Genomic DNA, 12,532 nt, shown 5'->3' on the forward strand with positions numbered 1-12,532 from the left:
ATAAAAATCTCATTGCACACTTATTGCACAGTTGATGTGAAAATCGGGATTTTTCTTACGAACCGCTCTGTTGAGCGGTTTTTTTGTGTTTTAAAAGCTGTTCGAATTGTTTCGCCGTATCCGATTGTAAAGTGTGCAATACGTGAGCATAGGTGTCCATCGTCAAAGTGGCGTCCGCATGACCCAGTCTTTCCTGGATTACCTTCGCGTGGACACCGATTTCCATCAAGAGTGAAGCATGCGTATGACGAAGACCGTGCAATGTGATTTTCGGGAGTGCAGCGGTCTTGAACGTCTCAATGTGACGCCGACGTAGCCCTGAATGCCATAGATAGGCGCCCGATACACCAAGGCAGACCAAGTCCTCTTCATTTCGCCAGCCCATACGCAAACTATCGTAGCGTTGTTCGACACGGATACGACGAAGTTCTTCAGCGACATGCGGAGAGATGGTGACGACTCGGACCTTCTTACCTTTCGTGTTTGAGAATGAATAGCCTCCCTTGACCTCGATTGCCGTCCGTTTCACCATGATGACCATCCGTTCGAAGTCGACATCCGACCAGCGCAAAGCCGTCGCCTCACGAGCACGAAGACCGGTGTAGCTGATCAACATCACCGCAGCGTAGTTCCCTGTCGTCATCACATCACGTGCGGTACGCAAGTAGCGGGAAAGTTGTTCTGCGGAATACGTCTGCATCTCCTTTAGACCTTCGTTCAACTTCGTGACCGCCGAGAAGGGATTTGACCCTCTGTAGTTGTTCATCCGAATCGCCCAGCTGAACATGCCGACGAAGATGGCACGTCTAGAGTTGACCGTCGAAGCTTTGATTTGATCCCGGTGCCAATCCGCGAGCAGACGTTGCGCATGGATGGCTTCAACCCGATCGACCTTTAGCTTCATGAACCAATCTGGTATTTGTCGGACGATGGAGCGGTAGGAATGATAGGTGGTTGTGGCCTTGGTCAGTCGGACATGGTCCTCGAGCCACAGTTCGATGAGTTGTTCCATCGTTCTTACTTGAATGACTTTCTGGATCGTCCCATCTCTTCGCGCAGTCAGTTGCTCTGCGATCCAAAACTCAACCTCTTGTTTTCGTTTGTTGGAGTAGTAGTGCTGGATTCGTTTTCCTCGTTCATCTGTACCGAGTGAGAGTCGAACCCACCATAGTCCAGTCTTCGGATTTTTTTTGATATTCGCCATAGTCATGGCCCCCAGTTCATGCTTTTTAGAACATACGTTCGATTTTAAAGTCTCAAAAAAGCACCAGAGAAGGTGCTTTGAGTATATCTGTTTTAATTAAAAATGTCTTTTTGTAATCTCTGTTACTAATTATAAAGAATTTGTTTCAAAACACCAGATCATTTTCCTTATTTAGTTAATAAGTATATGTATATATGGAAATGTTTTATAATATTTTTACAGAATAAAAGATGGGGGGAGTATGAATGGATTACTTTGGAAAGTTTGTTTATATGATTCATTGTATCGATTGCGATAGTGCTTGGAGTTTAGACGAAGAAGACTTAAAAAAGGATAGATTGAGTTGCCATGATCCTTCTTGTGAAGCTGAATTTTCTATATACGATGGTATTAAAAAGGGACTAAAAGTGTATGAAGAAAACGCACTTCAAGCAAATTCTTTTTTAGCAAACTATATTTTTTTTCATACAATTGATGTGAAGATAGGCTTCATGAAAAACTGTAAACTTCCAGAAGGAGTTTTAAGGGTCCATAAAGTTTGGGCTGTACCTCTCGAAAATTTTTCGGTTGGAGTATCCAATATTACAAGCGAAGGTTTTGATGTTTTTACATCTCTTCATGAGAATACCGATACTAGTCTTTTTGGTTTAGACGCCAAAGTAATGCTATATATAAATGCAAATATGGAGAATTATTCTGCTACATGGATGCATTTGTTACAACTCTCATTGAAAAATTTAGTTGATGGAGATTATTCAACTTCTATTTTATTTGCTGAAATTGCATTTGAATCCTTCGTAGATACATTTTTATTTCATGGCTACTTAGAAAAAGGTGAACTATCGGAAGGTGAAATTTATGATTTGTTAGAAGATAAGAAAATACCCTCTAAAGTTAACACTCTCATGAAAGAATTATATAAAACAAAACTTAGCAAAATGGATGATTGGATTGGATGGGAAACAAAAGTCTTGAGATGGCGAAATCAAATCGCACATGGATCAAGAGTTTTATTTGACAAAGAGGAAGCTCAATATGCGTATTCTCTTGCTGTAGATGCAATTTTCTATTTTGCTGAAAACATTGATTTGTACTTCAAAAGTATCGGAGAGCCCAATGGTTTGTTTTATAGAACATAGGATCGATAGATGTGTAACAATTAAAAAAAGTGACCCATAAGGATCACTTTTTTTAATTGCGTTCGCATGCAAAATTATCTTTGTCACGATCCATACTTGAATCATATGCCGGATGAGAGCTAGGTACACCGTTCGGATATTCAGTTCTTAAATCATCACAGTTATCAAAACTAACTTGGGTCACAGCAGCCTCATCTTCAGCTTTTTGAGCAGCTTCTTCTTTCGCCTTTCGTTCAGCTTCTTGTTGAGCAGCCAGTTTCGCGGCAGCCTTTTTCTTTTCTAAAGCAGCTTTCTTTTTCTCTTCAGCTTCTTTAGCCTTTTTAGCAGCTGCTAGTTCTTCAGTTTTTTTCTTCTTTGCGGCTTCAGAATCTGACTTCTTCGGTTCTTCTTCTGCCTCTGTCTGAACGACGGGTTGCTTCACGGCTTGTTTAGTATCATCTTCAACATCCTCCAAAGCACTGGCGAAGATCATTCCGAGGAAGAAGAAATAGAACATTGAAGCCATGACCATCTTCCAAGCGACCTGACTACGATATCCGGGAACCTTTCGATACCAAGGAAACTTCATCCAAGGTAAAAGTTTCCGACGTCCTTCAATCAGTTCAGCTACCATTTTACCCTCTTTATCACCGACAAAAATCGTCAGTAATAATTCTTCTTTTGTACGATATGTCTTGTCTTTCTTATCCTTTCGAAGATATAGCGTATCCGGAACTTTTACCCAAGGTAAGTGAAGATCCATATCGAGAGATCCACGTCTATTGACATAGAAGAAAAGCCCCTCTTTAGCAGTCGCAACGACGTAATAGGGAATACTGTAAGAATCACTTTGGTGCTGTCCGCTCGTTACGTACCCTTCAGGATGATTTGATTTCAGGGTACGACGAATTTCTTTAGAATCCATAGTTATCCTTCCTTTCAGTGTTTTACTTCAGTATACATTTAATAGAAAATATTCCCATAAATAAAAGATTTTATTAGATAATTAAGTAAAATAATGAAACTATTGCAATACTAATCCGAATATAATAGGGAGAATGATGAATTGAAGGAGGATGAACAAGATGGAGGAGAAACAGGAAAAGAAAGTCGAAAAAACATCGATAGAACGTCTTAAAGAACAATACCCAGGTCTGAATATAGCGAGCGGACGTTATAGAAAGAAGAGAATTGGTGTCGATTGGTATATTGTACAAGAAAGTGACGGACTTCGGTTTGTCGAGGAGAAAGACGGTATATTCGTACTCGTTGAGAAGGTAAAATGGGATGCGTTGCCCGAGCAGATGTATTTAGATGAATTGTTCTTGAAATCTTTTTATTATAGTGATGAAAAAGAAAGAGACGTTGTTTTAACTATCGCGAGGGCATATGACGGTGATGAGATACGTAAGGAAATCCAGAAACAGAAGCAAATCATTCTTAAGAAGCGGAAGGCAATCCAAAAGGTGCTAGGTTTCCGCAGCGGGTCCATTTGGAAGTCTGCGATTGCAATTAGTGTATATGCTCTTATGCTTTTATTCGTAGTCGGACTGTTCGTTGGGAATGAAGAAGAAGCAGTTGCGAAACCCGAAACGATTCAAAAAGAAAAAACAGAAATCAGTAACGACAAAGTAGTGTCGGAGCCTCAGGAATCAAAAAAGGAAGAGGCAGAGGTAAAGACACCGAAAAAGCAATCAATTACGTCATTCTATAAGAAAATCGGAAATGATTACATCTTCAAGACTCAAAAAGTCGAAAAGAACTTTTCTGCTCTAAATGAATCAAACCACACTATTATGTTGCGTGTTAAGCCTATTGGTGGATCTTTGGAACAAATCCATAGTCAATCCAAGCACTTAGCTGCTTCTGTTGTTAAAGAAGCGTTAGATAAAGATAAGAAACTAGATCAACTAGCTTTGTTTATAGATGATGAGAATGGAATCTTCATAGTAAAGTATGTATTTGATAAAAATTCTTTGATGGCGTTAAATGACTCTCGTACTTCAGATGGCTATATACTAAAGGACAACATCGAAAAATTAGCCTCTTCGGTAACTCTCACAGAAGAATTGAGATGATTTGTAAAGGATGAGAAATCATCCTTTTTTATTTCGACAAAAACTGTACTAATTTTTATAAACTATTATGAAAAACAGAAAAAGAAAAATGCTTGATTGTCGTTATGTGTCGAATTGATAACGTTGTAAAATACAGGGTATTGCTTGAAAATGGGTTATGCGTCATGCATAATGATGGAAACGAATAGAACAAATGTTCTTGTTTAAAGGAGAGTTGTGATGGATTACTCTGGCAATGAAAAATTGATGTTGAAAACTAATGATGGTCTTGTTCCGCTAAAAGGATGTTGGAGCGAGGAATTAGGCGCATACGTTCTCTTTGTGAATAGTGAGATTGAATCTGAGATCTCTAAAACGAATTTATGGCACAGTTCACTAAAAAAACTGATTGACGCAGCTGAATAGTTGGCGTCAATCAGTTTTATTTTTTAGTCTTATCATTTATTCCGGTTGATATCGCTAAAGCGATTTGGTCCTTCATGTAACTTACAATCTTATCGATTTTTTCTTGATCAAGAGAGTTAAGTTCTTCTTCTGAAAAATGCATCCCGATCAGTTTATTAGTTTTAGAGACATGTTCAATATAGTTGTTCAAAGTATTTCTAGGATCTTCGACTCTGCCAAGTAAATAATCTACAGTGACATCAAACGTGTCCGCTAATAAAACCAAAGTCGATGGATCCGGTTGACGCTTTCCAGTCTCAAATCTTGATAACGTCGCAGGTGTTATACCTAACTTCAATGCAGTGTCATCTTGTGCCCATCCGCGATTCAGACGCAGTTCTTTAAGTCTATCCCCTCGAAAAGCCTTCTCCATTAGTATCAACTCCATATTAGTATCTCCTTTCAAATATATCATTTTTGCCAAAACGGAAAACTGTTTTTACCGAATTGGAAATAAAGTATTGACGATTACCTAAATGGTAATGTATATTGAGTTCATAAGTTACCGATATGGTAATAAATAAGGAGGTGATTCATTTGCCGGAACCCAAAGTTGACCTTGAAAAATTAAGAAATGCTCGCAAGGAACGGAATCTTTCTCTAAAGGAAGTTGCTGATTTTACAGGTTACGAGTCAGCCGCAACGATTAGTAGGATTGAGGCTGGAAAGCGAGGAATCAAATCAACATTCTTGATGAAGCTCTCTAGATTGTATGGTAAGCCAATTGAATATTTTTTTGTCGACTGATTACCGAAACGGTAATTTATAAATGCAATAAAACTTTTCGTTTATTTTTACCCAATTTCTAAAAATGAAAATCATACGGAGGTTAATAATGAATCAGCTAACAAAAGTGTTCGAAGGAAACTCTATTCGCATGATCGGCGATAAAACAAATCCGCTATTTGTCGCTTCAGACGTAGCAAAGGCTCTTGGATATAAAGAACCGCATAAAGCTGTCAATCGGCATTGCAAAGGTGAGGGGATATTTCATCCCGTCATCGATAACTTAGGTAGATCACAGGAAACGAGAGTTATTCGAGAACCAGATGTCTATAGACTCGTCACGAACTCAAAGTTACCTGCAGCACAAAAATTCGAGAACTGGGTGATGGAAGACGTTCTTCCGTCGATCCGCCAGACCGGATCTTATGAAATGCCGAAGGGTATCCCGTTTGCAGAGTTGTTCGCTGCGACATCGCAAATGCTCGTCAAGCAAGAGGAGACGGAAGCAGCCATTACCGTGCTGACGGAGAAGATCGATGAGCGGATGACGCTCGACTATGGACAGCAACTTGCTATTGAACGTGCTAAGAAGAAACGTGCGGAACATATCTGGAAAGAGTTAGATGAGCGACCATCGGAACTGTATGACACGAAAGGGAAATTGTACGGTCGATTCGGTAGTGACATCAAGCGTGCGTTCGCTGTTGCCTCTTACCGCGACATTCGGCAGAACCAATTCGACGAAGCCTTGAAGTACGTCAGCAATTGGCGCCCGACGCTTGTATGAAGGAGGGAGTTCATTCATGGATGCGATAGAAATTATCACATTATCCAAGATTCAACTAGAACATCTACTGGAGGAGAGCGCAGACCGCGCAATCCGTAAGCTGAGTGACATACAGCCTCAGTGGATGCAACGACAAGCAGCCGCGCATCATCTTGGGATTGATGCAGCGACCCTCGACAAATATACGATACGCGACGGTATTCCCTATCATACTCCGCAAAATTCGAAGCTCAAGCTTTACAACAAAGTGGATTTGGATGCATGGGGACGCGGAGAGGTCTGGAAATGATTTCACAAAGGGAGGAAGAAAAGACATGAAGCTTTATACCAATTTAGATGTATTAGCTAATACGCTCGTGGAGCGATTTTATGAGAACCCGACTCTGTTGCCGCTCATCAATGTAGAGGACGTCGTATCGAACATTCTCGTCGATGTGACCCAGGAGATGGTTGAAGAAGGTCAGCCGGATGCGTTAGTCCAGTTCAAACAGATGGTCAAGAATGATCCGATCATCGTGATCGACGCCGTTAACAAACAGCATGTCCTGCATCTGATGGAAGACACGTTCGACATGCATCTGCTTCAGATGGATCCTCCGAACAAGCTGAAATGAACGCATACGTCATCTATGGCTTCGGCTTGATCGCTTTTAGCATCGCCTTCGGTGGCGTCGGGTTCGACGTCCTGAAGAATCGTTCGGAAAGGAGGTGAACAAGTTGTCACCAGAGCTCATCTACATGGCGGGCGTCACTTGGCTCTTCGTCATGATCATCGCGCCACTCGCATTCGTCTTCCTCCGTTGGCTCGAACACGAACCGGAAGACGCAAAAAATGCCATCACTCAAGAGAGCGATGACACACTTTAGCCTAGGAACTCTAGTGTATCACGCTCCGGACAGGAGGGAAACCATGAGAGTCATACAAGTTAGCCGCACACGAGCGGAAGATCCGCATGAGGTGATCCAACAGGAAGCAGAGACGATCCGTTATTTCATCGAACAACTGGACGTCCTCTTCCCGAACGCGGTACCGGAAGGGTCAGCCGCATGGAGCGCCTTGAACGCCATCCACACCGCGTCGACTCGAATCACAGAAGCAAATGAACGTACACGAAACGTGTCACAGAAAGCACTGGGGTGAATTACATGTCCATCATACGCATCAAGAAGGAAGACAACTATGTCGTTCTCGACAAGACGCTCTTGAACGAAAAGACATTGAGCTGGAAGGCAAAGGGACTGCACAGCTATCTCATGGGATTGCCGGACGATTGGAAGGTCCGGGAGACGGATCTCGTTAATCGTTCGAGTGACGGAAGAGCGAGCACACGATCGGCCATCAAGGAACTGACGGACGCTGGTTATGTCAAGCGCGTCCCTGTCCGAGAGAAAGGCAAGTTCAAGGAATGGGAGTTCGTCGTCCATGAACGCCCGGTGTTCGCAAGCGATTCAGAAGAACCGGATGCCGACAAGGGACGAAATGAAGAGCCGGATGAACCGGAGGGAGAACCAAGCCCACCAGAATGCGAAAATCAGAAACTGGTCCCACCAGAATCCGATTTTCCAAAAGTGGAAAAACCAAAAGTGGAAAATCGAACACTACTAAGTATTGAAGGTACTAAAGAACCAAAAGAACTAAAAGATTTAGTAGTAGCAGACGCACTGACGAAACTGATCGACTTCTACCGAAAGAACATCGAACCACTCGCGCCACCGTTCACGATCGAGAAGATCGAGGACGACGTCAAGAGTTATGGCGCTGAGCTGGTCCAGTTCGCCATCGAGACGGCGACGCTCTCGAACGTCCGTAAGTACACCTATATCACCGGCATCCTGAAGACCTGGGCACAAGCAGGCGTCCAAACGGTCGAACAAGCGAAGGATCAAGCGAACCAGTTCCGTGAACGACAACGGACCCGTGGCGGAAATCGACGTCATGCATCGTCCGGCATGAAGGAACCGGAATGGCTTGCGAAAGAGAAGGCGAAGCAGCAAGCGCACGAAGCGAAGCAGAAGGAGGCGTTCACATCAGACGTCCCCGATGACGAAGAGGTCGCGGCACTCCTTCGATCGCTCGAGACACCGGAAAGGAGTTGAGCATTCCGCACATCATCGAACGGTTGACGACTGAGCATCTCCGGAAGCTTCGGTACGCGCTCGGTCTGAACAAACGGAAGAAGCCGTGGCGAAACTACTACGGATCGATCGGTGCGAACGCCGACTGGGAGCACCTTTGCGACCTCGGTATCGCTAGACGATCTCCGAGTGCTACGAAACACGTCACCTATACCGTGACCTTTGAAGCGGCAAAGGCACTCTATAGCAAGCCGATGTCACGGAACTACTTCGACAATTGTTTAGACGAACAAGGGACGACCGGCAAAGAGCATATTCGTCGCTCAGGAAGGAAACGACGTCGCTGTCACCCGCTTGGTTGACATGGTTAGTTTCTCTCGAGGAGGCATAAGATGCGAATCAGACTGACAGACACGGATGAAGCACGTCTGGACCGTCGCATCGCGGAGCATGAGAGCCGCGGTGCACGGTTCCTCGGTAAAGAACAGTATCTTCACAACAAGAAGGAGTTCGCGACCGAACACTACACCGGTCGTAAGCGATACGTCAGCAGTCACGGCAATACCCGACACACGGCATACATCGAGTTGCCGGACCGGGAGAAAAAAGGAGGGGTGACATGAAGACGCTCGTCTTCCGGAAACACACACTCGAGCACGAGCAGATCCTGCTCATCTCGAACCAGATCCGTCGGCATACGCTGATCGACGGGAAGCTCGTCAAGGTCGAGGAAGGACTACGACCGATCACGACGGCAGTAATGCTATCGAACGAACGACGCGAGTGGACGCTCGAAGGGCGTGCCCTCGAGGAACACGAGGTAACGGCACGATGGCCAAGCGTCGAGCACGCATAAAATACAGCGGATCAAGCCCCCAATTATTCTAGCGTCGCGAGAAGAACCAGTACATAGTGCTGTACATCCCGGACGCACCACAACATGAAACGCAACGCTTGATCAAGGAAGGGTGGAGACCGCTGAGACTCTAACACGAAAGGGAAGACGGCACAGGATGGAATTCATCGCACATAAGTTGACCAAAGCACAACGGACGTTGGTCGAGAACAAGCTGAGAAGCCTGTTCACGCTCCCGTCCCGCATCGAGTCACTCAAGGCACGGAGCGCACCGTCCATCACGGCTGGGTATCAGGCAAGCGAGGTACAACACAACACGAGACCGTCGAGCAACGTCGAGAAGGCGGTCATGCTACTCGAACAACTCCGGCAAGCAGAAGCGGAACATCGGCTTTTGCTCCGGATCCGGGAGGAACTCGAGGAGACCGATCCAGACTTGAACCAGATCTGGGATCTTCGATTCCGTCCGAAGTTCAAGTACACGGATAACGTCGTCATCGAGATGATGCGCTACGGCAACCGCAACACCTACTACGAGGCGAAGGACAAGTTACTCGGGACCGTCGCCGACCATTTCGGTATCTGGGAGGACTGACATAATTATCGATTTCAAACGTTATCGCTACGAACGACTGGTCCAGCAACGACCACGCAGCGTTTCCTTGTTCCTCGCGGACGAGACAACGAATCCATTCCGGAAGGAGAATCCTAATGAGACACCACGCAAACCGTGGAAAACGGTTCGAGACGATGCTCGAGATGTCGAACCGTCACTACAGACTTAAGAAAGTCGCGCACGTCCGGAAGACCTTTCCGGAAGCGAAGTTCCAGCTCGACAAGGAAGGTAATGTCCGCAAGTACTGGTTCGAAAAGTCAGGTGGACTGGACTTCGCTGGGATGCATCAAGGGCGGTACCTCTCGTTCGACGCGAAATCGACGAAGAATGCGACCTCCTTCCCGCTGAAGAACATCGAGACGCATCAATTCGACGAACTCCGACGCATCGAGGATTTCGGTGGCATGGCGTTCCTGTTGATCCACTTCGAGAAACTAGGCAAGACGTTCTATCTCTCGAGCGGTGACGCACTAGACTGGGCGAACCAACGCGAACGCAAGTCGATTCCGCTGAGTTGGTTCGAGGAACAGACGAGCGAGGTCGTCTCGAGAGACGGCGTCCTGCTCGACTATCTGAGTATCGCAACGGAACATCACTAAACATGAAATGGGGCGAATGACATGGAACAAACAACACAACTAGCTGGGCAAGAAGAGACGAAGGTGACGTTCAACACGCTCTACCGTCTCGTCGAGGACGAGTATCACATGCTCGGCGCTGGAGGGAACGGACAACGTGTCATCCTGATCGACATGATGGGCAAGATGGACGCCATGCGTCCGGAAGTCGAGACGGACGAGGAAGCGGTCGTCGGGATGATCCTAGAGGACTGGGAACGATGCTATGAGGAAATGCGCATCCCGCGCTTCCGGAGTGAGCAAGGCATGCTGTTGCGCCTGATCGATACCGTGAAGTCTGCGTCATGAAACGTAGACCACCGAAGTCACGGACCGGCTATTGTCCGGTCTGCGGACGTCGGCTCACGACGACGGCTCACGACGAAGGAAAGCCAAAGGGAAGGCATCGGACCCGTCTGCAAGGAAAAATGGCTGCGGCGACAGAATGATGTCGGTAATCAACTTCAACTTGCACTCGAAAGGAGCGACACACATGAGTCCTGATCCAATGCTCGAACGCATCCTAGCGGACAAACGCCCGATGACGACGACACAAGTCGCGAAAGGATATGGCATGTCAGCAAGGAAGCTGAACGCTCTCCTCGAGCACGCTGGTATCCAGCGGAAGGTCAACGGGAGCTGGGAACTCTGTACAGCACACTTGAAGCGCGGTCTCGTCACGATCAACGAATATCCATTCATGCACCGTAACGGTAGCATGGGCTGCAAGACCACGATGACGTGGACGCCGATCGGTCGGCTCCAAATCCACGACATCATCCAATCACAATCAACCAATCGGAGGGAATCACATGCCACAACCTAAAATCAACCTCAACGAATTCGCGGAAGGCGCATTCGCAGAACGTGTCAATAATGCCTTGAGAGAAGTCTATGCGAACATCGCGGACCTCAACACGGATCCGACGAAGAAGCGGAAGGTGACGATCTCGATGACCTTGTCAGCGGATGAACAGCGTGACCTTGCGATGGTCGACATCAGCGTTAAGACGACGTTGACGCCAGCACGTGCTATCGGTTCGAAGATTATCATCGACGTCGATGGCGAAGGGAACGCAGTTGGCCAAGAGCTCAAGTCGAGCATGCCAGGTCAGATGATGATCACGGAAAACGGCGACATTGCGAATGACGTCGGTGTACCGATTGAAGAGAGTCCAGAATACCCGAACGAAGTCGTCATCGACTTACGAGACGCACGTTCTTCACGCGCATAATCCCAACACAACACAACCCACCACAATCAAAGGAGCTGTTCATATGTCATTACTGAAAGACGCATTCAACTGGATCAAAGATCACGGTCAATTCCAAACTACTCAGATACACGGTCGTATTGTCTCAGACCGCGAACTTTACGCGATCAAGGCACCAACTTCAAGCGTACTTCAGGTTCATACGCTGACGGCACTCGTCGAGTATATCCAAAGCGAGTTCGACACAAACGAACCGCTACTCATCCACATTAAAGATCCAGAAACGGTCACTGTCATGAGCAAACTCAACAATGATCAGAATCGGAATCACTACATCCAAGCTAGTACCTACGTCCCGTCCTTCCGATTCGACTCGTACTACGATCCGGAAGACATCAACATCAAGCTGCAGTCGGTATTCGTCCCGAACAAGGATCAAGCATTGATTCTGAAAATGGTCGGTAACCTCAAGGAAGATAATGTCCGAGGTGTTGGAGACGACGGTATCTCGCAAGCGGTGACGATGAAAACGGGTGTCGCGACTGTCGCAGACGTCAAGGTCGTCAATCCAGTGACGCTTGCACCATACCGGACGTTCATCGAAGTCGATCAGCCGGAAAGCAAGTTCGTCCTTCGGATGCAGAACGGTCCGCGTGTCGCCTTGTTCGAAGCAGACGGTGGTGCTTGGAAGAATGAAGCCATCCGGAACATCGAAGATTACCTGATGGAAGCCTTAGCTGAATACAACGAAGCGGATAAACTCACAATCATCGCCTAATAAGGTGAACGACGGAGA

General features: G+C 46.1%; 22 protein-coding genes. 19 read left to right on the top strand and 3 right to left on the bottom strand.

Going from position 1 to position 12,532, the window contains the following annotated elements; genetic code table 11:
• Positions 1-55: 55 nt before the first annotated feature.
• Complete coding sequence (locus B4C70_RS11045; protein ID WP_290779346.1) at positions 56-1,204, bottom strand: tyrosine-type recombinase/integrase; 1,149 nt, start codon at positions 1,202-1,204, stop codon at positions 56-58.
• Positions 1,205-1,449: 245 nt separating this feature from the next.
• Between B4C70_RS11045 and B4C70_RS11050 the strand changes: the two genes are divergently transcribed.
• A complete protein-coding gene (locus B4C70_RS11050; protein WP_290779349.1) occupies positions 1,450-2,343 on the top strand; it encodes a hypothetical protein in 894 nt (297 codons plus the stop codon).
• A 52-nt stretch (positions 2,344-2,395) separates the two neighbouring features.
• Here B4C70_RS11050 and B4C70_RS11055 read toward each other — a convergent pair whose 3' ends face one another.
• Positions 2,396-3,247, bottom strand: coding sequence for an excalibur calcium-binding domain-containing protein (locus B4C70_RS11055; protein ID WP_290779352.1), 852 nt, complete (start codon positions 3,245-3,247; stop codon positions 2,396-2,398).
• A gap of 160 nt (positions 3,248-3,407) precedes the next feature.
• Between B4C70_RS11055 and B4C70_RS11060 the strand changes: the two genes are divergently transcribed.
• Positions 3,408-4,400, top strand: a complete 993-nt coding sequence (locus B4C70_RS11060) for a hypothetical protein (RefSeq protein WP_290779355.1) — start codon at positions 3,408-3,410, stop codon at positions 4,398-4,400.
• Positions 4,401-4,821: 421 nt separating this feature from the next.
• On the opposite strand, the gene B4C70_RS11065 is transcribed toward B4C70_RS11060, so the two are convergent.
• The gene (locus B4C70_RS11065; RefSeq protein ID WP_023467932.1) at positions 4,822-5,232 is read right to left on the bottom strand and encodes a helix-turn-helix domain-containing protein; all 411 of its coding nucleotides are present in this window, start codon (positions 5,230-5,232) and stop codon (positions 4,822-4,824) included.
• Positions 5,233-5,381: 149 nt separating this feature from the next.
• Between B4C70_RS11065 and B4C70_RS11070 the strand changes: the two genes are divergently transcribed.
• The 17 genes from B4C70_RS11070 (at position 5,382) to B4C70_RS11150 (ending at position 12,514) form a co-directional block, all read left to right on the top strand.
• On the top strand, positions 5,382-5,591 hold the full coding sequence (locus tag B4C70_RS11070) for a helix-turn-helix domain-containing protein (protein WP_023467933.1): 210 nt from the start codon (positions 5,382-5,384) through the stop codon (positions 5,589-5,591).
• Between the two features lie 88 nt (positions 5,592-5,679).
• Entirely contained in the window at positions 5,680-6,357 is a 678-nt protein-coding gene (locus tag B4C70_RS11075) for a BRO family protein (RefSeq protein ID WP_290779362.1), read from the top strand.
• 16 nt (positions 6,358-6,373) lie between these two features.
• The gene (locus B4C70_RS11080; protein WP_290779365.1) at positions 6,374-6,646 is read left to right on the top strand and encodes a hypothetical protein; all 273 of its coding nucleotides are present in this window, start codon (positions 6,374-6,376) and stop codon (positions 6,644-6,646) included.
• Positions 6,647-6,671: 25 nt separating this feature from the next.
• Positions 6,672-6,971, top strand: a complete 300-nt coding sequence (locus B4C70_RS11085; protein ID WP_290779368.1) for a hypothetical protein — start codon at positions 6,672-6,674, stop codon at positions 6,969-6,971.
• A 103-nt stretch (positions 6,972-7,074) separates the two neighbouring features.
• Positions 7,075-7,224 carry a hypothetical protein gene (locus tag B4C70_RS11090; RefSeq protein ID WP_290779371.1) on the top strand — a complete coding sequence of 50 codons (150 nt, stop codon included), beginning with the start codon at positions 7,075-7,077 and terminating at the stop codon, positions 7,222-7,224.
• A 43-nt stretch (positions 7,225-7,267) separates the two neighbouring features.
• Positions 7,268-7,498, top strand: a complete 231-nt coding sequence (locus B4C70_RS11095) for a hypothetical protein (RefSeq protein WP_290779374.1) — start codon at positions 7,268-7,270, stop codon at positions 7,496-7,498.
• Positions 7,499-7,503: 5 nt separating this feature from the next.
• A complete protein-coding gene (locus B4C70_RS11100; RefSeq protein WP_290779377.1) occupies positions 7,504-8,454 on the top strand; it encodes a DnaD domain-containing protein in 951 nt (316 codons plus the stop codon).
• Entirely contained in the window at positions 8,451-8,795 is a 345-nt protein-coding gene (locus tag B4C70_RS11105) for a hypothetical protein (protein WP_290779380.1), read from the top strand. Before B4C70_RS11100 ends, B4C70_RS11105 begins: the two co-directional genes overlap by 4 nt.
• 30 nt (positions 8,796-8,825) lie before the next feature.
• On the top strand, positions 8,826-9,056 hold the full coding sequence (locus B4C70_RS11110) for a hypothetical protein (protein WP_290779383.1): 231 nt from the start codon (positions 8,826-8,828) through the stop codon (positions 9,054-9,056).
• On the top strand, positions 9,053-9,289 hold the full coding sequence (locus B4C70_RS11115) for a hypothetical protein (RefSeq protein ID WP_055968565.1): 237 nt from the start codon (positions 9,053-9,055) through the stop codon (positions 9,287-9,289). Before B4C70_RS11110 ends, B4C70_RS11115 begins: the two co-directional genes overlap by 4 nt.
• 157 nt (positions 9,290-9,446) lie before the next feature.
• Positions 9,447-9,884, top strand: coding sequence for a hypothetical protein (locus B4C70_RS11120; RefSeq protein WP_290779387.1), 438 nt, complete (start codon positions 9,447-9,449; stop codon positions 9,882-9,884).
• Positions 9,885-10,000: 116 nt separating this feature from the next.
• A complete protein-coding gene (locus tag B4C70_RS11125; protein ID WP_290779390.1) occupies positions 10,001-10,504 on the top strand; it encodes a Holliday junction resolvase RecU in 504 nt (167 codons plus the stop codon).
• Between the two features lie 21 nt (positions 10,505-10,525).
• Positions 10,526-10,831: a hypothetical protein gene (locus B4C70_RS11130; RefSeq protein ID WP_290779393.1), complete on the top strand. Its 306-nt coding sequence runs from the start codon at positions 10,526-10,528 to the stop codon at positions 10,829-10,831.
• Positions 10,832-10,861: 30 nt separating this feature from the next.
• Positions 10,862-11,026 (top strand): DUF6011 domain-containing protein, encoded by a 165-nt coding sequence (locus B4C70_RS11135; RefSeq protein ID WP_414654475.1) that lies wholly within the window; start codon positions 10,862-10,864, stop codon positions 11,024-11,026.
• Positions 11,016-11,348 carry a phage antirepressor KilAC domain-containing protein gene (locus B4C70_RS11140; protein WP_290779399.1) on the top strand — a complete coding sequence of 111 codons (333 nt, stop codon included), beginning with the start codon at positions 11,016-11,018 and terminating at the stop codon, positions 11,346-11,348. Before B4C70_RS11135 ends, B4C70_RS11140 begins: the two co-directional genes overlap by 11 nt.
• Entirely contained in the window at positions 11,335-11,757 is a 423-nt protein-coding gene (locus tag B4C70_RS11145) for a hypothetical protein (RefSeq protein ID WP_023467947.1), read from the top strand. Before B4C70_RS11140 ends, B4C70_RS11145 begins: the two co-directional genes overlap by 14 nt.
• Positions 11,758-11,800: 43 nt before the next feature.
• Positions 11,801-12,514 carry a hypothetical protein gene (locus B4C70_RS11150; RefSeq protein ID WP_290779402.1) on the top strand — a complete coding sequence of 238 codons (714 nt, stop codon included), beginning with the start codon at positions 11,801-11,803 and terminating at the stop codon, positions 12,512-12,514.
• Positions 12,515-12,532 lie beyond the last annotated feature (18 nt).

The organism is Exiguobacterium sp. UBA5002, from assembly GCF_002396765.1.
Classification (GTDB): domain Bacteria; phylum Bacillota; class Bacilli; order Exiguobacteriales; family Exiguobacteriaceae; genus Exiguobacterium_A.